This window comes from Ralstonia sp. 24A2 (assembly GCF_051783885.1).
Lineage (GTDB): Bacteria > Pseudomonadota > Gammaproteobacteria > Burkholderiales > Burkholderiaceae > Ralstonia.
The window spans coordinates 1,538,121-1,559,967 of the sequence record NZ_JBPVZD010000002.1 but is presented as its reverse complement, the minus strand read 5'-3'; the positions used below and the strand labels follow the sequence as shown (position 1 = coordinate 1,559,967).

The following is a 21,847-nucleotide window of genomic DNA, read 5'->3' as shown; positions in this document are numbered from 1 at the left end:
CGATCGACCCGCAGAGGTCGACCACCTTTCCATCATTCAGGAGACAACCGAATGTCACAGACGCCCCTGCTTCATGCTGTGTACAAATCAGTGCGCGGCATCTTGCGCACGCACACTGCAGCAGCCGCCTTGGCCACAACTTTGGCCGCATCCGCCCTCACCCTCACCGCCGCTCCGGCCCAAGCCGCCAGCACGTATGCCGCCACCCAATACCCGATCGTGCTGGTGCACGGCCTCTCGGGCACCAGCAAGTTCCTGGGCGTGGTCGACTACTGGTACCAGATTCCCGAAGACCTGCGTGCCAACGGCGCCAACGTCTACGTGGCTGATGTCTCCGCCTTCAACGATGAAACCGTGCGCGGCGAGCAGCTCCTGAGCCAGATCCGCGCCGTGCTGGCCACCACCGGCGCCACCAAGGTCAACCTCATCGGCCACAGCCAGGGCGGTCTAACCTCGCGCTATGCGGCCGCCGTGGCGCCCAACCTAGTGGCGTCCGTCACCACCATCGGCACGCCGCACAAGGGCTCGGAGTTTGCCGACTTTGTCGAGGCCACGCCGGCGCCCTTCCAGGCCCTGGTGAACCTGGGCGCGAATGTGTTCGGCTCCGTGCTCGGCTGGTTCAACGGCAACAGCAATCCGCAGAACGGCTTTGCGGCGCTGCATATCCTCTCGACTGCAGGCGCGGCGGATTTCAACAAGACCTTCCCTAGCGCGGGCCTGGCCAACGGCTGCAACACCGGCAGCGCCACCGACATGCGCAACGGCAACGTACAGAAGCTGTATTCGTGGACGGGACGCTCGACGGCCACCAACATCCTCGACCTGTTCGACCCGGTACTGGTCTTCAGCGGCGGGGTGATGCAGGCGCGTGGTTCGGGTACCAATGACGGGCTGGTCTCGGTGTGCAGCGCCAAGTTCGGGCAGGTGCTGTCGACCGACTATGCTTGGAATCACCTCGACGAGGTCAACCAGCTGCTCGGCCTGATCGGCTGGGGTGCGGCAGATCCGGTAGCGGTGATCCGCACGCAGGCCAATCGGTTGAAGACGGCCGGGCTGTAGTCCATCCTCATCGATCGCCTCCCATCGCCACCAACACGCGCATCGCCATGAAGGGCAAATCACAACCCGTGCAATCCATGCAGCCGACCACATTCATCGGCGCAGTGTTGGTGGCAATTGCCGTTGCGGGGGGCGTCTACTGGTGGCATGCCACCGGTGATGCGCCCCCGGCCGCCGAGCAACCCCAGGCGGCGCCCCGCTCCGGCGCCTATATCGGCAGCATCAAGAGCGACGAGGCAACCGCCACGGCCAAACCCACGGAATTGGCCGACACACAGGCGCCCGACGGCCTGCGTGTCGACGCGAACGGCCACCTCATCCTCGAAGCCGCCAACCGTGCGGTATTCGACTACTTCCTCGACGTGCCCGCGTCGCAGCCCGAAGCGCAGCGCATCGCGATGGCAGAGGCGCACATGCACGCCAAGCTGGTCAGCCCCGCACTGTCGGAGGCGCAATCGCTGCTGCAGCGCTATCTCACCTACCGCAAGGCACTGGCAGGACAGGGCGATGCCGGCCGCAGCAAGCCGAGCCTTGAACAGGTCCGGCAGCAGCCCGAGATCATTGCCACGCTGCGGCAACAGATCGGCGCCCGTGCCGCGTTGCGCCGCCAATACCTCGGCGCGGATGTCGCCCAGGCTTGGTATGGCGACGAAGATGCGCTGGACACCGCTGCGCTCGACCGCCTGGCCGTGATGGCCGACCCCTCGCTCACGCCGGAGCAACGCGCCGCCAAGCTCGCCGCCATCGAGGCCAACCTGCCGGCCGCCCTGCGAGAGGCCCGCCGCAATGCCTCCGCGCCGGTCAAGCTCGCAAACGACATGGATTCCTGGACCAAGGATGGTCTGAGCGAGGCGCAGATCCGCCAGCGTCTGGCCGCCCAGGGCATCGACGGCATCGTGGCGGACCGTTTGGTGCAGGCCAGCCGCGAAGAAGCCGTCTGGCGCGGCCGCTACGACGCCTACGCCCAGCAGCGCGACCGCATCAACAGCTTCCCCGGCCTGTCAGACGCCGACCGCGCCGCACAGCTCACGCAACTGCGCCAGCAGGCCTTTCCTGCCCCGTATGAGGCGTTGCGTGCACAAGCGTTGGATGGCGTCGCGCAACGGAAATAAGGGACAACCCGGCAGAGCGCCCCGGGCACGGTAAAATCATAGGATTGCCGAATCACGCATTCCCATGAGCCAAGACAACGCCAATGGGGCGGCCGCCGCCCCCACGTCCAACTTCCTGCGCCAAATCATTGATGGCGACCTGACGCAAGGCACCTATGCCGGCCGCAAGGACACCAAGGGCCAGGCCCTTCCGCCGGTCATTACGCGCTTTCCGCCGGAGCCCAACGGCTACCTGCACATTGGTCACGCCAAGAGCATCTGGGTGAACTTCGGCCTGGCCAAGGATTACCAAGGCCGCTGCCACCTGCGCTTTGACGACACCAACCCGGTCAAGGAAGACACCGAATACGTCGACTCCATCATCGACGCGGTGCACTGGCTTGGCTACTCGTGGGAAAACGGCACGGGCACGCACCTGTACTACGCCAGCGATTACTTCGAGCAGCTCTACAGCTTTGCCGAAGTGCTGATCCAGCGCGGCGCCGCCTATGTCGACAGCCAAAGCGCCGAGCAGATCGCCGCCAACCGTGGCGACTTCACCCGCCCCGGCACGCCGTCGCCGTTCCGCGACCGCTCGGTGGACGAGAACCTCGCGCTGTTCCGCGACATGCGCGCCGGCAAGTACAAGGATGGCGAGCTCGTGCTGCGCGCCAAGATCGACATGGCCGCACCCAACATCGTGATGCGCGATCCGGTGCTGTACCGCATTCGCCACGCGCACCACCACCGCACCGGCGACGCTTGGTGCATCTACCCGATGTACGACTTCACGCATTGCATTTCCGATGCGCTGGAGAACATCACGCATTCGCTGTGCACGCTGGAGTTCGAGAACAACCGCCCGCTGTACGACTGGGTGCTCGACCACCTGCGCGATGCCGGCGCCCTGCCCGCACCGCTGCCGCATCAGTACGAATTCGCGCGCCTGCACCTGACCTACGCCATCACCAGCAAGCGCAAGCTGCTGCAGTTGGTGAACGAAAAGCGCGTCGACGGCTGGGACGACCCGCGCATGCCGACGCTCGTTGGCATCCGCCGCCGCGGCTATACGCCGGAATCGATCCAGCTGTTCTGCGAGCGCGTGGGCGTGTCCAAGGCCGACAGCTGGATCGACATGAGCATCCTGGAAGGCGCCGTGCGCGACGACCTTGATGCGCGTGCGCCGCGCTCGGTGGGCGTGCTGGACCCGGTCAAGCTGATCCTCGACAACGTGCCAGCGGATTTCAACGAGCCCTGCTCGGCGCCCGTGCACCCGAAGCAGCCCGAACTCGGCCGCCGCGAATTCCCGCTCACGCGCGAGCTGTGGATCGAGCGCGAAGACTTTACCGAGACGCCGCCCAAGGGCTACTTCCGCCTGTTCCCGGGCAACAAGGTGCGCCTGCGCTACGGCTATGTGATCGAATGTACCGGCTGCGACAAGGACGCCGACGGCAACGTCACCGCCGTGCACGCCAACATCATCCCGGACACCAAGAGTGGCACGCCGGGTGCTGACAGCGTGAAGGTGAAGGGCAACATCCATTGGGTCAGCGCCGCGCATGCACTGGAAGCCGAAGTGCGCCTCTATGACCGCCTGTTCAGCGACCCGCAGCCGGACTCGGGCGACAAGAACTTCCTGGATGCGCTCAACCCGAACTCCAAGCAGATCGTCACGGCCTACCTGGAGCCGACGCTGGCAACCGCCAAGGCTGAGGACCGCTTCCAGTTCGAGCGCCACGGCTACTTCGTCGCCGACCGCATCGACTCGCAACCGGGCAAGCCCGTGTTCAACCGCGTGGTCGGTCTGAAAGACAGCTGGGGCAAGTAAGCACAGGCCCATGGTCGACGTGGGCCCCTGAAATAGGAGGCACTATGCGACCTTGGGTTTTGATGCTGGCGGGCGTGCTGAGCACTTCCGCCCTTGCCGCGCCATTCACGCCAGATCTGGCACATACGTCGGTCTACTTCGGCACCTCGCACTTCGATCGGTCTACGGTGCGTGGCCGCTTCGACAAGCTCGACGGCGCCATCGACTTTGACGAGGCGAGCAGCCAAGGCAGCATCGATTTCACCATCGACGCCGCGTCCGTCAACACACGCCTGCCGGTGCTGGACGGCGTGCTGAAATCCGAACAGTTTCTGGATGCCGCACAGTTTCCGATCATCCGCCTGCGCAGCGACCGCTTTGTCGTGCAAGACGGCAAGCTCGTCGCCATCGAAGCCAAGCTGACGCTGCATGGTGTAACGCAGCCCGTGCGGCTGGACGTGCGCCGTTTCAACTGCGGCGACGTAAAGATGCCCGGCACGACACGCCACGTATGCGGCGGCGATTTTCACCTCGCCATCCAGCGCAGTGCATTCGGCATGACACGGTTCCTGCCCGACGTGGGCGACCGCGTCGATCTCGACATCAGCGTGGAAGCCACACCGCAATAATTTTCTCTATGCCCAACATCGATTTCGCTCTGAATACGGAATACATCGAGCTGCACAAGCTGCTCAAGCTCACCGGCGTGGTCGACAGCGGCGGCGCTGGCAAAGCTGTCGTCGCCGATGGCGGTGTCACCGTCGACGGCCAGCCGGAGTCGCGCAAGACCGCCAAGATCCGCGCGGGCCAAGTGGTCATGCTGGGCGACATCCGCATCGCCGTACATGAGGCCGACTAGCACTTCTGGTGTTTGAAAACGCCGCCCGTGCTACGGTGCGGCTCCTTCACAGCTGTCCAGGAGACTGACCATGCCGGTCGCCCTCTGGTGCGTTCTGGTAGCGGCGGTATTGCCGATCGTGTGCGTCGGCATTGCCAAGGCCAGCGGCCCGCGTTACGACAACCGCAACCCGCGTGCGTGGCTTGCGCAGCAAACCGGGGTAGCAGGCCGCGCTGGTGCTGCGCGGCAGAACCACTTTGAAGCGTTTCCGTTCTTTGCAATGGCCGCGCTGGTGGCCATCCTGGGCGGCGGCATGATCGATCGCGTCAACCTGCTCGCCATCGCATTCGTCGTGGCGCGCGTGTTGTACACGAGCTGCTACCTGGCCGACTGGGCGGCGCTACGTTCGCTGATGTGGTTGACAGGCGTAGCCCTGTGCGTAGCGCTGTTTGTGCAACCCGCCTTCGCGCACTGAGCAACCACTCGGTCAAAAAAAACGGCGCTCTAGTGGCGCCGTTTTGTTTGCTACTGCGATGACCCCGGTGGCGTCGCCGACGTACGGAACAACCGCCACGCCATGCCGCCCAGCACAATCACCGCTGCAACCAACGCACCCCACAGCACCCACTGCCGCGTCCTGCCGCCGGGCGGCTCGGCCGTCATCGCATCGGATGGCGAATCACTCATCGCACCAAGCTGCGCCGGTGCAATTGCTGGCGAAGCACCCGCCAACAGATCCGCCCGTGCAATTGGATTGCCACGCGCCACCTCCCCTACCGCAAGCACAAACGGCACGTTGCCGCGCGCCGCGTAGGTAACGGTGGCCGGACGCCAGCCGATCGCCAGTTGCGGCGCGCCCGAACCCAGGCCACCGCTGCGCGTGTCGACCTGCAGGCGCCAGTAACGCTCGCCGGTCGCGGGCACGCTGATCGGCGCGTTCTCCTGTTCGCCCTGCCCGCCAGCACCCGCCAGGCGGAACAGCCGTGCAGACGTGACCGGCCGCCATTGCGCCTGCGCATCCGCACGCGCATACAGCGTGGCCTGTGCGACGGTGTTGGCCTGCGGCAGATGAATCTTCACGCGCTCCACCGGAAACGCGCCACCGGTATCGAACTGGTAGTCGCCGGCTGCAGGCGTCTGCACCGGCGTCAAACCAGTACGCCACTGGATGGCGCTGTCCGCCGGCAACGGTGCCGCACCGGCCGCCAGTTCTGCGCGCACGCTCTCGGGCACGGGCGGCTTGCCCTGCCACGTCAGTCGCAGGTATTTCGCACGCAGCCCGGTGAACTCGATGCGATCCTGCACCAGCAGGCTGCCCTGATTGGACAGGCGGAACAGCGTGGCCTGGCTCACCGGGTTCCAGTCCTGCAAGTCATCACTGGCCTGCACGGTCACGCCGCTTTGAAATTCGGCAGCGGGCAAACCCACCACCAGCGCCGTCAACGTATCGTGCAACTGGCTCAGGTCGACGAGCCACGCCCGCGCCGACTCCTGTGCGAGCGGCGTACCAGTGGCACGCAACACGCCATCGGCGCCGAGCATGACACCGGCGGCACCAGGCTTTTGTGCTTCGTCGATCGGCGTGGCAAACCAGCGCACGTCCTGTAGCGTGCGCGCCTGCGGGGCCGGATCGCGCGGGATCTCGATGGTGAACGGCACAGGCTCGCCATCGCCGTTGAGGATGCGCAAGTCCGCCAGACCGGTGTCGCGCGCATGGGCATACACGTCTTCGCTGAGCGTGACGGCGTAGTACGGCGCGCCGGGCGTACCGGTCAGCGCAAAGCGCTCGGCCCAGGCCGGCGCCGATAGCAGCGACGCCACGGCGATCGCAAGAACAATCTTCTTCACACAACCTCCTTGGTCTCGGCGTCACCGTGCGTCTTGGCCTTGGGCGGCAGCGGCGACAGGTAGCCGATCAACAGCAGCAGCACGCCAATGCCGATAAACGAAACGATGCGCTCCACACCCGTCACGCGCGACAGGTCGAACAGGAACAGCTTGATCACCGTCACACCCAGCAGTGCCGCGCCGGTAAACCACAACGCACGGCTGACGCGCCGCGTGGCAAACACCATCACGCCCAGTGCCAGCACCGTCCAGAACATCGACAGCGACGCCTGTACCAGCATCGAGTCCCCCAGGTCGTCCAGCGTGTACGGAATGCGCGCCCAGTGATGCAATGTGCGCAGCAGTACCGCGTTGGCCCAGATGAACAGCGTCGCGCCGACGGCGTATCCGATCACCATCGGCTCAGGCACCAGCTTCTGCAATGCCACGCGGCGCATCCACAGCGCGATGGCCAGGAAGACCAGCAACTGCGCCACGTCCAGCGGGTTGAGGATGGGCAGATAGAACAGCGGTGCGGCATCGCCATCGCTGGCGGCGCTGACCACGCTCCACAGCCATAACAATGCCGCCAGGGGCGCTGCGCCCCACAGCAGATAAGCACGTTCAAAGCGGGCGATCGGCCAGCGAATGCGCCAGCCGGCACCGGCCAGCAGGGCGAGCAACGCGCCATAGCCATAGGCCCAAGCGGCAAAGCTCCACGTGCCTTCCGGCACATAGGCGTCCAGGCGCCAGTAGCCCTCGGTGGCTAACATGCCGCAGATCAACCAGAACAGCACCGTATGCAGCGGCGCGAGAATGGTGTCGCCAACATCTCGCTGCTGACGGCGCAGCAGCAAGAAGGCCAGCACGATCGATGCGATCCACACTGCCCCACCCCAGCCGGCCAGCGGCGACGGCGCCCAATGTTCGATGGCCAACAACGCGATCAGCGCAAGCGCGGGCGACAGCGACAGCGCAGGCCATTCCGCCAGCGCCCAATCCAGCTTGCGGCGCAGGCCGTGCGCGCCCCATGCGGTCAGCACTGCAAAGGCGGCGTAGAGTGGGATGTCCGGCCGGTCGACCGCCTTGGTGCCGAGGCGCCATGCATAGCGGTCGATCTCATCGCCGCCACTGCCAAGCCACCACAGCAAGCCCCACACCGAGGCGGCCATGCCGAGTGCAGGTGCCACCTTCAGCCAGTCGCGCGCTTCGGCCTTGCCGTGCAGGCGCCAGCCGCTGAAGATGCCCGCCGCCGCAATCAGCACCCCGCCGATGTAGTGGCTGTTGAGCACCGGCCACTGCAGCGACGCCGACCACTCAAGCAGCACGCCCAACGCAAAGGCCACACCCGCCGCCACCTGCAGCAGCAAGCCGGCTGCCAGTGCCAGACGACGACGCTGACGCACACTTGCCCACACCACAGCCGCGCCTTCCACCGCCCAGACCGCACTGGTCGTGCGTCCGTCGAAGGCCAGCGGAATCGCCAGCGTGATGAAGATCACGCCCAGCGCAAACATCGATTCAAACAGCAGCCCCAGGCGCGCACGCTTGCCTGCCAGCCACGCGGCAATACCCAGGTAGAACGCTGCCAGTGTCGCGGCACTCCACGCCATCGCAAACGGAATGTGGTGCACCAGCGCTGCCTGCAGGCCCATCGCCACCAGCGGCGTGCCGAACACCAGCGTGCCGTCTACGTAGTGCTTGAGGTTGACCTGGCGACGCAGCGCATACAGCAGCGCAATGCCCACATACATCAGAAAGAAGAGGACCAGGAACGGCTCGGTGCTCTTGAGCAGTGACGGTTCATAGCGCAGCGCCCCCCAAGCCGTGGCGATGCCGAAGGTGAATACGAAGCCCAGCAGATTCAGCGCACGCCATGCACGGAACCATGCGATGGCGAAGATGCCGGCATTGAGCAGCGCGTAATAGCTGAACAGCGCCACATGGCTGCCCTGCCCGGTCGAGATCAGGATCGGAGCCAGGAACCCGCCTGCGCTACCCGTAAAGGCCAACGCCGACGCGTTCTGCTTGACGGCCAGCCCGGCCGCCAGCGCACAGATCAACACCAGCAGCGGAAACGCCATCCCCGGCGTCAGCAGCGGCACCATGCGTGTCGCCGCGAATACGGTCAGGTACAACACGCCAACCCCGCCGCCCTGCAGCACCAGCGCATAGCCCGGGCGCTTGTCACGCAGGCGCCAGCCGATGCCCAGCAGCACGATGGCCCCCACGGCCACGGCCGCCAGGCGGAACTCGACCGGCAGCAGGCTGTTGTCGGCCGCGTACTTGAGCAGGAACGCCACGCCGAAGAAGAGGATCAGGATGCCGACGCGCACCACGCTGTTGCCGCCCAGCAGCCAGTCGCGCGCAGCACCCACCGCGCGCTCCACCCAATCGGGCTCGTGCGGCGCGAGGGTCGGTTGAGCAATCGGTGGCGCAACCGGCACCGGCTGCGCCACAGCGGGCACTTCCACTGCAGGCAACGACTCGGCAGCGATAGGCTCTGGCACCGGTTCTGGCACCGGCACAACCACAGGCTCAACAGCGGCCGGCACTTCCGGCACAGGCGTTGCGAATGACTGTCCCTTGAGCTCGGCGATCTGGCGACGCAGCAACGCCACCTCGTGCTCCAGCCGCGTCACACGCTCATTGATCGGCACAGCTACTGGGACCTGCACCGGCGCATTGCCTTGCGAGACGTCGGGCGCCTTGGCCCATTGCGAACTGGCGCGCTTGTCCATGACCAGGATCAGCGAAGCCAACCCGACGCCGATCAGCGCGCCGAAAAACGCGCCAACCACACCCCCTGAGAAGGCCCCGAACACCAGGCCCACGATTCCGAAAATCCAACGCATCGTTCTGATTGTCCTGTTGGTATTGGAAAATGCGCGCACATTCCCTGCGCCCTGGGCAACCCGACTCCTGCCCAAGATGCGCGCACCGCTTGCATATACCGCAATCCGGCCCCGAATGGAATCGATCAAGACGCAGAACGCTATGAGGATCGTGTCATCAGGCCATGCGACAATGCGCGCTTTGCTGAAAAACCCGCTGCCCGAATGGCCCTCAAATCCACGATCTACAAGGTCGATCTACAGATCGCCGACATGGATCGCCACTACTACGGCAACCACGCGCTGACCGTCGCCCGCCACCCGAGCGAGAACGACGAGCGCATGATGGTGCGCGTGCTCGCCTTTGCCCGCCACGCCAGTGAAACGCTCGCCTTCACGCGCGGCCTGTCCGAACCCGACGAGCCCGAGCTCTGGCAGCGCGACCTGACCGACGCCATCGAACTCTGGATCGACCTCGGCAACCCCGACGACACCCGCGTGCGCAAGGCCAGTAACCGTGCCGAGCAGGTCGCTGTGTATACGTATAGCGGCAATGCCAGCCGTGTGTGGTGGCAGCAGATCGAGACCAAGGTGGCCCGCTTTGCCAACCTGTCGGTCTACGAAGTTGCGCCCGACACCGTGGCCGCGCTGGCCGGCATGGTGGAACGCACCATGCGTCTGCAAGTCACCATCCAGGATGGCGACATCTGGATCGCCAACGACGCGGACAACGTCCACGTCCAGCTTGAAACGCTCAAGGCCGCAGAGGCTGCCTGAGCCCTCTCTCACCCACGCCCACACCACGAGGCTCAACATGACCACCACGACCACCGCAAGCGGCCTGCAATATGAAGACGTCGTCGTCGGCGACGGCGCTGAGGCCACCGCCGGCAAGTACGTCACTGTGCACTACACCGGCTGGCTGTACGACGACGGCCAGGCTGGCAAGAAGTTCGACTCCAGCAAGGACCGCAACGATCCGTTCGCCTTCCCGCTGGGCGCCGGCCACGTCATCAAGGGCTGGGACGAAGGCGTGCAAGGCATGAAGGTGGGCGGCACGCGCAAGCTGATCATCCCGGCAGCCCTGGGCTACGGCGCACGCGGCGCGGGCGGCGTGATCCCCCCTAACGCAACGTTGATTTTCGAAGTCGATCTGCTGGAAGTCTGATCCTGCGCTAGAATCGCGCCCGGCCTGCGATATGTCATTCGACACATCGCAGGCGCCCTCCCCCGGCGGGGTGGCAGAGTGGTCAATGCTGCGGCTTGCAAAGCCGTATAAGACGGTTCAATTCCGTTCCCCCGCCTCCAATTTTCCGGCCTCACCGTGTGTACCGTTGCGGCCGCGCCATAGCCAAACGCTTCCCGACCCGCACAACGCGGTATTTCAGCGGTATCGCCCGTCCGCCTGCGTGACCACTCGTAACGATTGCTCTATGCTTGCGACATGGCCGTCACCCGAGAGGATCTCGAACAGAACCGGTTGCGCGCCGCCCTGGGTGATTCACCCGTCGCGTCGTCGTTGCTAACCGAGGCTGCGCTGGAAGCGTCGCTTGCATCGACGCTCGCGCGGTTGTCGAGTGCGCCCTGCGAATGTCAGGACGCGTGGGTGTTCGGTTACGGCTCCCTCATCTGGAACCCGATGATCTTCCACACCGAGGCGGCTGCCGCCACGGTGCACGGGTATCACCGCGGCTTCTACCTGTATTCCCGCATCAACCGTGGCACCTGGGACAACCCGGGGCTGGTGCTCGGCCTGGACCGTGGCGGCAGTTGCCGAGGCGTGGCCTTCCGCGTGCCGCGCGCGCATGCCGAGCGTGAATTCCGCGTGCTGTGGCGCCGCGAGATGCTGACCGGCGCCTACCAACCGCGCTGGCTGCCCACCGAGATCAACGGCGAACGCGTCTTCGCACTGGCCTTCGTCATGAACCGCACGCATGAAGCCTACGCCGGCCGTCTGCCTGATGAGCGCGTGGTCGGCTGCCTGCGCGAGGCGGTCGGCCTGTACGGGCCGGCACGCGAATACCTGCAACGCACGCTGATCGGCCTGGCCAGCAACGGGCTGCACGACCCCTATCTGGACCGCCTGTGGACGCGCCTGCAAGCCATGGATGCAGCCAACGCGCCCGTCGCCGGCGAACCCGCAGAACAGCCCGACCCCTACCTCAGCGCCTGAGCCCTCCCGCCATGCTCCTCGCCCGTCATCCCGCGCTCAACCAGCTCATCGGCGTCATGCTGGGGCTGGCGCTGGCCGTGGGCGACATGGCCAACGCCTGGCAGGAGCAGCATCTGCCGATGCTGCGCGTTGCCGCCAGCACGAGTGCCAGCGCCAAGGCCACACCCGGCGCCGCGCCCGCGACGCGCCCCGCTCATCACAGCGACCCCGCCACACGCGACCGCGACCTGATCACCGCCGCCCAAACGGGCAACACGATGGTCATCCAGGCCTTGCTGGCCGACGGTGCCAGCCTCAAGGCCCGCGATGCCGACGGCCGCACCGCACTCATTGCCGCTGTGACAGCACACCAGGGCGCATCAGCACGCCTGCTCATCCAGGCCGGCGCCGACGTCAACGTGCAGGACAACGCCCAGAACAGCGCGTTCCTGCTCGCCGCAAGTCAGGGCGATGCGGAAACCGTGCGCCTGGCGCTGTCGCACGGCGCCAACCTGCGCGCCACCAACGCCGAGGGCGATACTGCGCTGATCCCGGCTGCGCGCCGTGGCTATGTGGAAGTGGTGAGCGAACTGGCAAAAGCCGGCTTGCCGCCCGATGCCACCAACAACCTGGGCCTGACGGCGCTGATCGAAGCCGTGGCCATGGGCGACGGCAGCGACAAGTACGAGAAGATCGTGCAGCTCCTGCTCGACGCGGGCGCCGATCCAAACCTGCCCGACCGGGCCGGTGTCACGCCGATGCGGCACGCGCGCCAGCGCGGCTTCCACGGCATCGGCGCGTTGCTGTTCAAAGCGCGCGGACATTGAAGAAGGGGCCACATGGGCCCCTTCTTCTTTAGGCGGTTGCCGGTTTCTCGGCCGCCGCGTTCCTGGCGTTTTCCTGCTCTTGCAGCGTGCGCCACATCACCTTGCCCGTGCCGGACTTGGGCAGCGCATCCACGAACTCCACCACACGCGGATACTTGTACGCGGCCATGTTGTCGCGCGCCCAGTTGATGATGTCGTCTTCCGTGGTCTTGCCCTTGGCGTGCGCCTTGAGCACGACCACCGCCTTGACCGACTCGCCGCGATACGCGTCGCGCGTGCCGATGATGCAGGCCTCCTGCACATCCGGATGCTTGTACAGCAGGCTCTCCACCTCGGCCGGCCAGACCTTGAAGCCCGAGGCGTTGATCATGCGTTTCAAGCGGTCGGTGAGGAAGAAGTAGCCGTCTTCATCCATCTTGCCGAGGTCGCCCGTGCGGAAGAATTTCTTGCCCTCGAACTCGATGAAGACCTCGGCGGTGGCCTGCGGCTTGCCCCAGTAGCCCAGGAACACCTGCGGGCCGCTGACGATGATCTCGCCCACCTCGCCAATCGGCAGCTCCTGCAACGTCTGCGGATCGACGATGCGTGCGTCAGTGTTGAACACGGGAATGCCCAGGCATTGCTGCTTGGCCCGGTCGGCCGGGTTGCTGTGCGTGGGCGCGATGGTCTCCGACAGGCCGTAGCCTTCCTGGTACGCCAGGTTGAAATCCTTCAGCAGGCGTTCGGCCACAGCCTGCGGCATCGCCGCGCCACCGCCGCCGATGTAGGCCAGGCTCGACAGGTCAAACTCGGCCAGCTGCGGGCTCGCCAGGAAGTCGATCACCATGGTCGGGATGTTCGTCCAGTGCGTGATCTTGTAGCGCGAGATCAGTCGCCCCGCTACTTCGCGGTCCCAGCGGGGCAGCATCACCACCGTGGAGCCCATGTAGATCGGCGCGTTCATGCCGTACTGCATGCCGGTCACGTGGAACAGCGGGATGATCGACAGGCTCACGCCTTCCTTGGTCGAACTTGACCACATCGAGCCGCCCACCACGTTGTGCATGACGGTGCGGTGCGGGTGCATGCAGCCCTTCGGGAACCCCGTGGTGCCCGACGTATAGGGCATCACGGCCAAGTCGTCAGGCCCAGCGGTGTGCGGGCCCGGCACGAGGCGCTGGGCGATTACGTCGTTCCAGTCAACGGCGCCGGGCTGTGCCGGATGCGTTGCGGTGATCCACGCGGGCGGCGCATCTTCGGGGTATTCGTACGTGGCCGGCAGCGCGTCGGCATAGGACGTGACCAGCAGATGTTTCGTACGCTGCGCCTCAGGCAGTTCAGCGTTGGACGTGGTCACGTTGACGGCCAGATCCGCACTGCAGATGACCGTCGCGGCGCCGGCATCGGTGATGTAGTGCTTGAACTCTTCCGGCCGGTTCATCGGGTTGACCGGCACGACCACCGCGTCAGCGCGCAGGATGCCGTAGTACGCGGCCATGAACTGCGGGCAGTTCTGCATGTAGAGCAGCACGCGGTCGCCCTTCTGCACACCGGCCACCTGCTGCAGCCAGCCGGCCACGGCCACCGCATCGTCGTGCAGCTCGCGGAAGCTGGTGTGGCGACCGTAGAAGATGATCGCGTCCTTGTCCGGATAGCGTCGTGCAGACACCTCCAGGTTGTACCAAAGGCTCGTTTGCGGCGAGCCGATGTTGTGCGGCATGCGCCGGGGCCAGAACTGGAAGTGCGGTCGTGTCATAGCGTGTCTCCGTGAATCTGTCTGTTGTTTTTACCGGATGGTATCCGAACGATCGTTCTATTTTCAACCGTTGTCAGGACAGTCATTTTTAAGGGCATGGAAACACCCCCGGGAGCAGCCTGGAAGCAGGCCCAGGCACCCCCAAGTAGAATGCACGACACACCGCCGGCAACCGCTGCCGGCCGCACTTTTCCCAGGAGAATCCCGTCGATGAGCGACGTCACCTCGCAGAGTTTCGCGCTAGAAGTGATCGAAACGTCTCGCCAAGTTCCAGTACTGGTTGATTTCTGGGCGCCGTGGTGCGGGCCTTGCCGCACGCTGGGCCCGATGCTGGAAAAGCTCGAAGCCGAATACGGCGGCAAATGGAAGCTCGCCAAGGTCAATTCGGACGACAACCCCGAGCTGTCGGCGCAGTTCAACGTGCGCAGCATCCCGTACGCGGTGGCCTTTGTGGATGGCAAGCCGGTCGACCAGTTTGTCGGCGTGCTGCCCGAGGGGCAATTGCGCGCGTTCCTCGACCGCGTGATCCCACAGCCGGCCGACGTGGCCTACCGTGAAGGGCTGGCCGCGCGCCAAGCCGGCGAGATCGCCCATGCGCGCGAGGCGTTCCAGAACGCGTTGGCGTTCGACCCCGGCTTCGACGCGGCACGCTTCGAACTGGTGAACTTGCTGCTGGACAGCGGTGACGCGCGCGCAGCGCAGGACGAATTCGCGCTGCTCTCGCCCAAGGCGCCGCAGGATGCGCATTTTGGCCCGCTGCAAACGCGCCTGAAGGCCACTGAACGCGCCGACGCGCTGCCCGATACCAACGCCCTACAGGCGCGCATCGAGAACGAACCGAACAACCTGCAGGCCCGCCTGGATCTTGCCGAGCAGTACATCGCGCAGCAACACTATGAAGCCGCGCTTGAACAACTGATCGCCATTGTCGAGCGCGACCGCACCTTCCGCGACGACGTTGCGCGCAAGACCATGGTGTCGGTGTTCGACATGATGCGCGACGCGCCGCAGGCGGTATCGCACTGGCGCCGCCAACTGGCCTCCAAACTGAACTGACCATGCGACTCATCTACGTTGCCGACCCGATGTGCTCGTGGTGCTACGGCTTTGGCCCGCAGCTTGCCGATCTGCGCAAGCGGCTGGGCGACCTGCTTGCCGCACCGGTGCCGGTCACGCTCATCACCGGCGGTCTGCGCCCCGGGCAACGCGAACCCATGGCCGCTGACAAGCGCGACGAAATCCTCCACCACTGGCATGCCGTGGCCGAACGCAGCGGCATGCCATTCGACCAGTCGCCCGACGTGGCCATGCGCCGAGATGGCTTCGTCTACGACACCGAGCCCGCCTGCCGCGCCGTCGTCATGGCACGCGAACAGTGGGGCGAAGACGACGAGCGCGTGCTCACCCTCTTCCACGCCGTGCAGCATGCCTTCTATGCCGAGGGGCGCGACACGACGCAGGCCGACGTGCTGCGCGAGGTCGCCATCGCCAACGGTATCGACGCCGCACACTTCGACGCCGTGTTCGACACGGAAACGCTGCGCGACGAAACGCGCGAAGACTTCCGCCTCTCGCGCCGCTGGGGCATCAATGGCTTCCCCAGCCTGCTGACCGAACAGAACGGCACGCTGTACCAGATCGGGCGCGGCTACGCGCCATCGGTGGCGCTGTATGCACGGGCGGTGGAAGTGATGCAGCAGCATCCCGCAGCGGATGCCGAATAGCCAGTCCGACCCAGCGATTTGCCCGGCGTCAAACCAGAGCACCAAGGCCGTCGCGTAAGCTGACGGCCTTGTCCATCCTGCACATTCATCCGCCATGCCCGTGATCGAATGGTCTGAGGCGCTCCAGCTTGGAGACGCCGCCACCGACGCCAACCACGCCGAGTTCTGCGCGCTGCTCAACACCGTGGCTGACGCGTCGGACGCCGACTTCATCGCCGCACTCGATGCCTTCATCGCACATACCGAAATCCACTTCGGCGAGGAAAACGCGTGGATGGACGCGGCAGAGTTTCCCCCGCGCCACTGCCATCGCGGCGAGCACGACAACGTGCTGGCGCTGTGCCGTGAAGTGCGCAAGCGCGCTGCAGCAGGCGAGATGGAACTGGGGCGCCGTCTGGTGGCGGAACTGCCCGAGTGGTTTGCCCAGCACGTGGACGTGATGGACCGCATGATGACGACGTACTTAACTCAAATGGGTAAAAGTGCAGCCGTGGTTTGAGCCCGGATTTTTCCCCGCCTAGAGTCAGAGCAGCTTGCGCGGCAGTCTTCGCACAGGCCCCCAACTTCTAGCGAGGAGCCCGCATGGAAACGATTGACGATGACGCCGTCTTTCAAACCCAGGTCATCAAAGCCCCCAAAGGCCAACCTGTGCTTGTGTCCTTCATGACGACATGGTGTGGCCCGTGGAGAGCGATCAAGCCCAAGCTCGACGAGCTCGAAGCAAGTTACAAGAACCGCGTCACATTTGTAGCGGTTGACGTCGACGGAGCTGAACAAGCCGCTGCCAGCGTGGACGTTAACAGCCTGCCAACGTTCATGATGTTCATCGACGGCAAGGAGCAGAAGGGGACTTTTTCTGGGGCGAATAGCGACAAGCTTGTTAGTGATCTACTGAAGCCGTATGCGCTAGGGTAAATCTCGCAGGCTATTCATTAGGCCATCGTCACGGACCGCATGACGATGGCGCCCCTGACTCCGATGGGCAACATCATGCACGTCGATTGCGTTCGGGTTGTTGATCGCCGCTGACCTGCCTACAGTCAGAGTGGCCCTGCCCGCAGGCCTTCATTGCGCGGGCGTCCACTTCGCCCAAGGAGCGCCCATGAAGATCGTCAACGATGCTTCGTTTCAGTCAGACGTGATCGACGCCTCGCAAAGCAAGCCCGTGGTCGTATGCTTTGCCGCAGAGTGGAGCCACCCCAGCCAGTGTGCGGTGGCCAGCCTGGAGAAGATGGAGTCGAGCTACGCCGGGCGCGCCACGTTCGTCACCATGGACTTTGACGAAAACGAAGGCACCGCAGCCAAGTACGGCGTATCGGTCATGCCGGCCTTCGTGCTGTTCGCCAACAGCCAGCCGAGTAGCGAATGGTCGGGGCGCTACGCTGACCAGATCCAGGAAAAGCTGGACCAGCTCCTGCCCCACTAGCCCCCTGTCAGACGGCCGCGATCGCTCGCAAGGCGGTCGACGCCGCCACCATCCCGAACACTGCCGTCACGCACACCGACGAGCCAAAGCCCGCGCAAGCCAGCCCTTGCGGGCCTTGCGACGGCTGCGGCGCGGGCGGGGCGTTGACGACTTCGATCTCCCCTGCCGCTGCCAGATCGTCAATGCCGGCGTGGATCGATTCAACCGGCAACTCAACAGCACAGGCCTGCTGCTCGGGCTCCGGATAGCGCAGCGGCTCATCCGAGAACACCGCATCGATACCGAAACGCGTCTTTGGGTTTTTCGAGAAACCGTGCTGGCGACGCAGGTTGCCGCGTACCTTGGCAAGCAGCGGGTCCTGAATCGTGCGCGTGAGATCCGTCACGCGGATGCGCGTCGGGTCGAGCTGCCCGCCTGCAGCACCGCAGGTCACCACACGTTTGCCGGTGCGCTGGCAAAACGCGAGGATGGCCGTCTTCACCTTCACCGCGTCGATGGCGTCGATCACGTAGTCGAACGGGTGGCCGAGCAATGCCTCGACGTTTTCCACGGTAACGAAATCGTCGATGCGGCTGATTTCGGCACGTGGATTGATCTGCAGGATGCGCTCGGCCATGGCGTCCACCTTGGCCATACCATAGGCGTCGCCCAACGCGTGGATCTGGCGGTTGGTGTTGGAGACGGCGATGTGGTCGAGATCGATCAGCGTGAGCTTGCCGACACCGCAGCGCGCCAACGCTTCCGCCACCCACGAACCGACACCGCCGATGCCGATCACGCACACGTGTGCAGCCGCAAAGCGCTCTAACGCGTTCGGTCCGTACAGGCGCGCAACGCCGCCAAACCGGCGTGCATATTCGTCGTCGAGGATGGGCGGGTGCGCGGGCGCGCTGATTGCTACTTGGCTCATGACACAATTGAATCGGAACTGCGCCGAACTATATATCAATGCGGCGAGTCGGATTTTTACGTGCCAAACGAATAGAAAACCCATGCGAACCTCAGGCAAGCTCGCCCTCGGACTGGTCATCTCGCCCGTTGTCATCGTGGCCACGGCGGTCATCTTTGTGCTGACGTTCGACTGGAACCGCGCCAAGCCGTACCTGAACGACCACGTCTCGCAAGCCATCGGCCGCGCGTTCGCCATCAACGGCGACCTGATGCTGACCTGGAAGAAGCCCGAAGGCGAAACGGGCTGGCGCGCCTATGTGCCCTGGCCACGGCTGATCGCCAATGACATCACCGTCGGCAATCCGGATTGGACCAAGCAGCCGCACGTGGCGACCATCCACCAACTTACGTTCGTGCTGGAAGCCCTGCCGCTGCTGGCGCACCGCATCGTCATCCCGAGCGTGACACTCGATACGCCGGCTATTGCACTGGAGCGCGACAAGCAGAACCGCAACAACTGGACATTCGACCTCGCCGGCGGCGACAAGAAACCGTCCGACTGGAAGCTGGAGCTGCGCGAAATTGCCTTCAGCAAGGGCGCGCTGGCGCTGGACGACGACATCAAGCGCATCCACCTGGCCGCCACCATCGACACGATCGACAACCAGGCGCTGTACACCGCTGCCAATGGCACGGCCATCCAGGGCAGCGAGCAACCAGCGATGGTGCCGACGGCCTCGGGCGCGGCCGCCTCAGGTACGGCTGCCAATGCGCCCGTTACGCCCGATCCACAGCAACCCTACGGCATCTCCTGGACGGTCAAGGGCACGTATAACAACGCCGCTATCAACGGCAGCGGCAAGGCCGGTGGCGTGTTGCGCCTGCAGGATGCCAAGCGCCCCTACCCACTGCAGGCCGACGTGACCGTCGGCAAGACGCGCATCGATCTGGCGGGCACACTCACCAACCCGGCCAGTATCACAGCGTTGGATCTGCGCTTGCATCTATCGGGCGCGAGCATGGCGCAGTTGTATCCGCTCACGGGCGTGGTGCTGCCCGACACGCCGCCGTTCGACACGCGTGGCCGCCTGGTCGGCGAGTTGCGCAAGCAAGGTTCGAGCTGGCGCTACGAAAAATTCACTGGCCGCGTGGGTGGTTCGGATCTGGGCGGCACGCTCACCTTCGCCATGCGCGAGCCGCGCCCGCAACTGACCGGTGAGCTGGTCTCGCACCAACTGCTGTTTGCTGACCTGGCCCCGATCATCGGTGCTGACTCCAATGCCAGCAAAGCCAAACGCGCCGACCCTAGCGCAGAGCCGGGCGACAGCAAGACCATCCGCCAGCCCTCCGACAAGGTTCTGCCGGTCGAGCCCTTCCGCACCGATCGCTGGAACGCCATCGACGCCGACGTGAAGTTCGCCGGCGAGCGCATCGTGCACAGCACCGACCTGCCGATCGACCACCTCGTCACGCACGTCAAGCTGCAGGACGCGGTGCTTACGCTCGACCCGCTCAACTTCGGCATTGCGGGCGGCACGCTCACCTCCAACATCCAGCTCGATGGTCACGCCACGCCGATGCAGGCGCGCGCGGCACTGGCGGCGCGGCACTTCAAGATCAAGCAGCTGTTCCCGAAGATCGATTCCATGCGCGCCAGCGTGGGCGAGATCAACGGCGACGCGCGCCTGTCCGCCACCGGCAACTCGGTTGCCACGCTGCTCGGCTCGTCCAACGGTGAGATGAAGGTGCTCGTGGAACAAGGCACCATCAGCAAGTTCATCCTCGAAGCGATGGGACTGAACGTGGGGAACGTGATCCTCACCAAGCTCTTTGGCGACAAGCAGGTCACCATCAACTGCGCAGCCGGCGATTTTGCGGTGAGCAACGGTTTGGCGCAGGCACGTACCTTTGTGGTGGACACGCAGGATGCCGTGATCGACGTGACCGGCGCGACCAGCTTCAAGCAGGAGGCACTGGACTTCACCATCCATCCGGACTCGAAGGGGTTGCGCGTGTTTTCGCTGCGCACGCCGCTGTACGTGAAGGGCACGTACAAGCATCCGGATGTGTCGGTCAACCCAGCGGTGGTGGCGCTGCGTGCGGGTGGCGCAGTAGCGCTGGCGTTTGCTGCGCCAATCGCTGCAGTGCTGCCGGTGCTGGAACTCAAGCCCGCGCCTGAGAGCCCCTGCGGCAAGCTGCTGGCGGACGTACGCCAGCGCCCCACGGCCCCGCCGCCCGGCAAGACCTACCGCAGCAAGAACCCGGGGCGCACGCCTGAGGGCGATCTGAAATCGGCACAGCCGGCCCCGCGCCCGAGCACGCCGCCCACGCGTGACCCGATGACGAGCGGCGGCTGATTCCGCTGGCTCAGCGTCGCTTGGCAATCCCCTCTGCCGTCATCTGCGGCGTGGCCGGATCGCCAAACTGCCGCGTCACGTAGTTCGTCAGCGCGGCGAGTTGCGCGTCCGACAGCTCGCGCCCGAACGCAGGCATACCGATGTGCCGGTCCCCGGCCTTGCGCTCGATGCCGTGCAAGATCACCTGCACCAGGTTGCCCGAATCACGCGCCCCCACCGTGGAGTTGTGCAGCAACGGCGGATAGTAGCCGTCGGGCGTGCCACGCCCATCGGCCTGGTGGCAGGTGGCGCAGTTGCCGAGATACAGGCGTGCGGCGTCGATGGTGGTTTCGATCGGCTTGCCGCGCAACGCGGTCACATCGGTGGCGGGCTTGCCCCAGTCCTGCCGCGCGCGCTCCAGGTTGTTGCTGGCGGCCGGCACGGTGCGAAGGTACTCCGCCATGGCCAGGATGTCGCGTTCAGTCATGCGCGAGAAGCTGTGTTGCACCGCCTCGCCCATCGGCCCCGCTGCCTGCGCCACGCCCGGCACGCTGCCGGTGCGCAGGTACTGCACAACCTGCTCGGGTTTCCACGCACCAATGCCGCTGACCGGGTCGGACGTGATGTTGAACGCCGTCCAGCCCGCCAGCGTGGAGCCAGCAAGGTAACCCTTGCCCCGCTCGTCCATCGCCTTCTCCTGCATGGCGAAACCGCGCGGCGTGTGGCATGTGCCGCAATGCGCGAGGCCCTGCATCAGGTAGGCACCGCGGTTCCACGTGGGCGTCTTGTCGCCCCTGGGGACGTACGGCTCGCTCTTGAGGAAAACGAGGTTCCACAGCTTGAGTGGCCAGCGCATATTCAGCGGCCAGCGGATGGTGCTGGGCGGCGGATCGTTCTGCACCGCAGTCACGCCGTAGCGGAAGTACGCATAGAGATCCCGCATGTCCGCGTCGTTGATCTTCGCGTACGACGGATACGGCATGGCCGGATAGAGGTTATCGCCGTCGTCGTCCACGCCCTTGCGCACGGCGCGCTCGAAATCTTCATAGCTCCATTTGCCGATCCCGGTCTTCTCATCGGGCGTGATGTTGCTGGTGTAGATCGTGCCCAGCATCGGGATCGGCATGGGCAAGCCGCCGGCAAAGGGCTTGCCGCCCGGTGCGGTGTGGCAGGCTGCGCAGTCGGCGGCAATGGCGAGGTATTCGCCGCGCTTGATCTGCGCGGTGTCGGCCGGTGTGTCCTTGGCGGAAGCGACAGTCGCCAGGCTGGCGAGCAACGGGAAAAAGGCGATCGTTTTCAT

General features: G+C 65.1%; 21 protein-coding genes and 1 tRNA gene. 17 read left to right on the top strand and 5 right to left on the bottom strand.

Annotated elements, in window-relative coordinates; translation table 11 throughout:
• The first annotated feature begins 51 nt into the window (after positions 1 to 51).
• From ACS13N_RS12250 to ACS13N_RS12225, 6 genes are all read left to right on the top strand, one after another.
• Positions 52 to 1,059 carry a triacylglycerol lipase gene (locus ACS13N_RS12250; protein WP_438931907.1) on the top strand — a complete coding sequence of 336 codons (1,008 nt, stop codon included), beginning with the start codon at positions 52 to 54 and terminating at the stop codon, positions 1,057 to 1,059.
• 77 nt (positions 1,060 to 1,136) lie between these two features.
• Entirely contained in the window at positions 1,137 to 2,171 is a 1,035-nt protein-coding gene (locus ACS13N_RS12245; RefSeq protein WP_438931906.1) for a lipase secretion chaperone, read from the top strand.
• Between the two features lie 64 nt (positions 2,172 to 2,235).
• Positions 2,236 to 3,978 (top strand): glutamine--tRNA ligase/YqeY domain fusion protein, encoded by a 1,743-nt coding sequence (locus ACS13N_RS12240; protein ID WP_438931905.1) that lies wholly within the window; start codon positions 2,236 to 2,238, stop codon positions 3,976 to 3,978.
• Between the two features lie 44 nt (positions 3,979 to 4,022).
• A complete protein-coding gene (locus tag ACS13N_RS12235; protein ID WP_438931904.1) occupies positions 4,023 to 4,586 on the top strand; it encodes a YceI family protein in 564 nt (187 codons plus the stop codon).
• Between the two features lie 8 nt (positions 4,587 to 4,594).
• Positions 4,595 to 4,816 carry an RNA-binding S4 domain-containing protein gene (locus ACS13N_RS12230; protein ID WP_021195183.1) on the top strand — a complete coding sequence of 74 codons (222 nt, stop codon included), beginning with the start codon at positions 4,595 to 4,597 and terminating at the stop codon, positions 4,814 to 4,816.
• A gap of 70 nt (positions 4,817 to 4,886) precedes the next feature.
• The gene (locus ACS13N_RS12225; RefSeq protein WP_438931903.1) at positions 4,887 to 5,270 is read left to right on the top strand and encodes an MAPEG family protein; all 384 of its coding nucleotides are present in this window, start codon (positions 4,887 to 4,889) and stop codon (positions 5,268 to 5,270) included.
• 50 nt (positions 5,271 to 5,320) lie between these two features.
• Here the strand turns inward: ACS13N_RS12225 and ACS13N_RS12220 are convergent, their stop codons facing one another.
• The gene (locus ACS13N_RS12220; RefSeq protein WP_438931902.1) at positions 5,321 to 6,643 is read right to left on the bottom strand and encodes a DUF3999 domain-containing protein; all 1,323 of its coding nucleotides are present in this window, start codon (positions 6,641 to 6,643) and stop codon (positions 5,321 to 5,323) included.
• A complete protein-coding gene (locus tag ACS13N_RS12215; RefSeq protein WP_438931901.1) occupies positions 6,640 to 9,477 on the bottom strand; it encodes a DUF2339 domain-containing protein in 2,838 nt (945 codons plus the stop codon). Before ACS13N_RS12215 ends, ACS13N_RS12220 begins: the two co-directional genes overlap by 4 nt.
• A 204-nt stretch (positions 9,478 to 9,681) precedes the next feature.
• Here ACS13N_RS12215 and ACS13N_RS12210 point away from each other — a divergent pair, with 204 nt between their 5' ends.
• The 5 genes from ACS13N_RS12210 (at position 9,682) to ACS13N_RS12190 (ending at position 12,435) form a co-directional block, all read left to right on the top strand.
• A complete protein-coding gene (locus tag ACS13N_RS12210) occupies positions 9,682 to 10,233 on the top strand; it encodes a YaeQ family protein (protein WP_438931900.1) in 552 nt (183 codons plus the stop codon).
• A 37-nt stretch (positions 10,234 to 10,270) separates the two neighbouring features.
• Positions 10,271 to 10,624 carry an FKBP-type peptidyl-prolyl cis-trans isomerase gene (locus ACS13N_RS12205; RefSeq protein WP_438931899.1) on the top strand — a complete coding sequence of 118 codons (354 nt, stop codon included), beginning with the start codon at positions 10,271 to 10,273 and terminating at the stop codon, positions 10,622 to 10,624.
• A gap of 64 nt (positions 10,625 to 10,688) precedes the next feature.
• A tRNA-Cys gene (locus tag ACS13N_RS12200) sits at positions 10,689 to 10,764 on the top strand.
• A 136-nt stretch (positions 10,765 to 10,900) separates the two neighbouring features.
• Positions 10,901 to 11,629, top strand: coding sequence for a gamma-glutamylcyclotransferase (locus ACS13N_RS12195; RefSeq protein ID WP_438931898.1), 729 nt, complete (start codon positions 10,901 to 10,903; stop codon positions 11,627 to 11,629).
• Positions 11,630 to 11,640: 11 nt separating this feature from the next.
• Positions 11,641 to 12,435, top strand: a complete 795-nt coding sequence (locus ACS13N_RS12190; RefSeq protein WP_438931897.1) for an ankyrin repeat domain-containing protein — start codon at positions 11,641 to 11,643, stop codon at positions 12,433 to 12,435.
• A 28-nt stretch (positions 12,436 to 12,463) separates the two neighbouring features.
• On the opposite strand, the gene ACS13N_RS12185 is transcribed toward ACS13N_RS12190, so the two are convergent.
• Complete coding sequence (locus ACS13N_RS12185) at positions 12,464 to 14,170, bottom strand: long-chain fatty acid--CoA ligase (RefSeq protein WP_438931896.1); 1,707 nt, start codon at positions 14,168 to 14,170, stop codon at positions 12,464 to 12,466.
• A 210-nt stretch (positions 14,171 to 14,380) separates the two neighbouring features.
• Between ACS13N_RS12185 and trxA the strand changes: the two genes are divergently transcribed.
• From trxA to ACS13N_RS12160, 5 genes are all read left to right on the top strand, one after another.
• Positions 14,381 to 15,226 (top strand): thioredoxin, encoded by an 846-nt coding sequence (gene trxA, locus ACS13N_RS12180; RefSeq protein WP_438931895.1) that lies wholly within the window; start codon positions 14,381 to 14,383, stop codon positions 15,224 to 15,226.
• A gap of 2 nt (positions 15,227 to 15,228) precedes the next feature.
• Entirely contained in the window at positions 15,229 to 15,894 is a 666-nt protein-coding gene (locus tag ACS13N_RS12175) for a DsbA family protein (protein ID WP_438931894.1), read from the top strand.
• A gap of 94 nt (positions 15,895 to 15,988) precedes the next feature.
• Positions 15,989 to 16,393, top strand: a complete 405-nt coding sequence (locus ACS13N_RS12170) for a bacteriohemerythrin (RefSeq protein ID WP_438931893.1) — start codon at positions 15,989 to 15,991, stop codon at positions 16,391 to 16,393.
• A gap of 83 nt (positions 16,394 to 16,476) precedes the next feature.
• Positions 16,477 to 16,809 carry a thioredoxin family protein gene (locus ACS13N_RS12165; RefSeq protein WP_438931892.1) on the top strand — a complete coding sequence of 111 codons (333 nt, stop codon included), beginning with the start codon at positions 16,477 to 16,479 and terminating at the stop codon, positions 16,807 to 16,809.
• Between the two features lie 187 nt (positions 16,810 to 16,996).
• Positions 16,997 to 17,320, top strand: coding sequence for a thioredoxin family protein (locus tag ACS13N_RS12160; protein WP_021195195.1), 324 nt, complete (start codon positions 16,997 to 16,999; stop codon positions 17,318 to 17,320).
• Positions 17,321 to 17,327: 7 nt separating this feature from the next.
• Here the strand turns inward: ACS13N_RS12160 and tcdA are convergent, their stop codons facing one another.
• A complete protein-coding gene (gene tcdA, locus ACS13N_RS12155) occupies positions 17,328 to 18,230 on the bottom strand; it encodes a tRNA cyclic N6-threonylcarbamoyladenosine(37) synthase TcdA (RefSeq protein WP_438931891.1) in 903 nt (300 codons plus the stop codon).
• An 82-nt stretch (positions 18,231 to 18,312) separates the two neighbouring features.
• Between tcdA and ACS13N_RS12150 the strand changes: the two genes are divergently transcribed.
• A complete protein-coding gene (locus ACS13N_RS12150) occupies positions 18,313 to 20,568 on the top strand; it encodes an AsmA family protein (RefSeq protein ID WP_438931890.1) in 2,256 nt (751 codons plus the stop codon).
• 10 nt (positions 20,569 to 20,578) lie between these two features.
• On the opposite strand, the gene ACS13N_RS12145 is transcribed toward ACS13N_RS12150, so the two are convergent.
• On the bottom strand, positions 20,579 to 21,847 hold the full coding sequence (locus tag ACS13N_RS12145; protein ID WP_438931889.1) for a c-type cytochrome: 1,269 nt from the start codon (positions 21,845 to 21,847) through the stop codon (positions 20,579 to 20,581).

Excerpts from the sequence above, each read along its gene's own strand:
- ACS13N_RS12165 (WP_438931892.1), top strand. The coding sequence starts at position 16,477 with ATGGAAACGATTGACGATGACGCCGTCTTTCAAACCCAGGTCATCAAA.
- ACS13N_RS12205 (WP_438931899.1), top strand. The coding sequence starts at position 10,271 with ATGACCACCACGACCACCGCAAGCGGCCTGCAATATGAAGACGTCGTC.
- ACS13N_RS12175 (WP_438931894.1), top strand. The coding sequence starts at position 15,229 with ATGCGACTCATCTACGTTGCCGACCCGATGTGCTCGTGGTGCTACGGC.
- ACS13N_RS12195 (WP_438931898.1), top strand. The coding sequence starts at position 10,901 with ATGGCCGTCACCCGAGAGGATCTCGAACAGAACCGGTTGCGCGCCGCC.
- ACS13N_RS12250 (WP_438931907.1), top strand. The coding sequence starts at position 52 with ATGTCACAGACGCCCCTGCTTCATGCTGTGTACAAATCAGTGCGCGGC.
- ACS13N_RS12235 (WP_438931904.1), top strand. The coding sequence starts at position 4,023 with ATGCGACCTTGGGTTTTGATGCTGGCGGGCGTGCTGAGCACTTCCGCC.
- ACS13N_RS12170 (WP_438931893.1), top strand. The coding sequence starts at position 15,989 with ATGCCCGTGATCGAATGGTCTGAGGCGCTCCAGCTTGGAGACGCCGCC.
- ACS13N_RS12150 (WP_438931890.1), top strand. The coding sequence starts at position 18,313 with ATGCGAACCTCAGGCAAGCTCGCCCTCGGACTGGTCATCTCGCCCGTT.
- ACS13N_RS12230 (WP_021195183.1), top strand. The coding sequence starts at position 4,595 with ATGCCCAACATCGATTTCGCTCTGAATACGGAATACATCGAGCTGCAC.
- ACS13N_RS12240 (WP_438931905.1), top strand. The coding sequence starts at position 2,236 with ATGAGCCAAGACAACGCCAATGGGGCGGCCGCCGCCCCCACGTCCAAC.
- ACS13N_RS12210 (WP_438931900.1), top strand. The coding sequence starts at position 9,682 with ATGGCCCTCAAATCCACGATCTACAAGGTCGATCTACAGATCGCCGAC.
- trxA (WP_438931895.1), top strand. The coding sequence starts at position 14,381 with ATGAGCGACGTCACCTCGCAGAGTTTCGCGCTAGAAGTGATCGAAACG.
- ACS13N_RS12185 (WP_438931896.1), bottom strand. The coding sequence starts at position 14,170 with ATGACACGACCGCACTTCCAGTTCTGGCCCCGGCGCATGCCGCACAAC.
- ACS13N_RS12215 (WP_438931901.1), bottom strand. The coding sequence starts at position 9,477 with ATGCGTTGGATTTTCGGAATCGTGGGCCTGGTGTTCGGGGCCTTCTCA.
- tcdA (WP_438931891.1), bottom strand. The coding sequence starts at position 18,230 with ATGAGCCAAGTAGCAATCAGCGCGCCCGCGCACCCGCCCATCCTCGAC.
- ACS13N_RS12225 (WP_438931903.1), top strand. The coding sequence starts at position 4,887 with ATGCCGGTCGCCCTCTGGTGCGTTCTGGTAGCGGCGGTATTGCCGATC.
- ACS13N_RS12190 (WP_438931897.1), top strand. The coding sequence starts at position 11,641 with ATGCTCCTCGCCCGTCATCCCGCGCTCAACCAGCTCATCGGCGTCATG.
- ACS13N_RS12160 (WP_021195195.1), top strand. The coding sequence starts at position 16,997 with ATGAAGATCGTCAACGATGCTTCGTTTCAGTCAGACGTGATCGACGCC.
- ACS13N_RS12245 (WP_438931906.1), top strand. The coding sequence starts at position 1,137 with ATGCAGCCGACCACATTCATCGGCGCAGTGTTGGTGGCAATTGCCGTT.
- ACS13N_RS12145 (WP_438931889.1), bottom strand. The coding sequence starts at position 21,847 with ATGAAAACGATCGCCTTTTTCCCGTTGCTCGCCAGCCTGGCGACTGTC.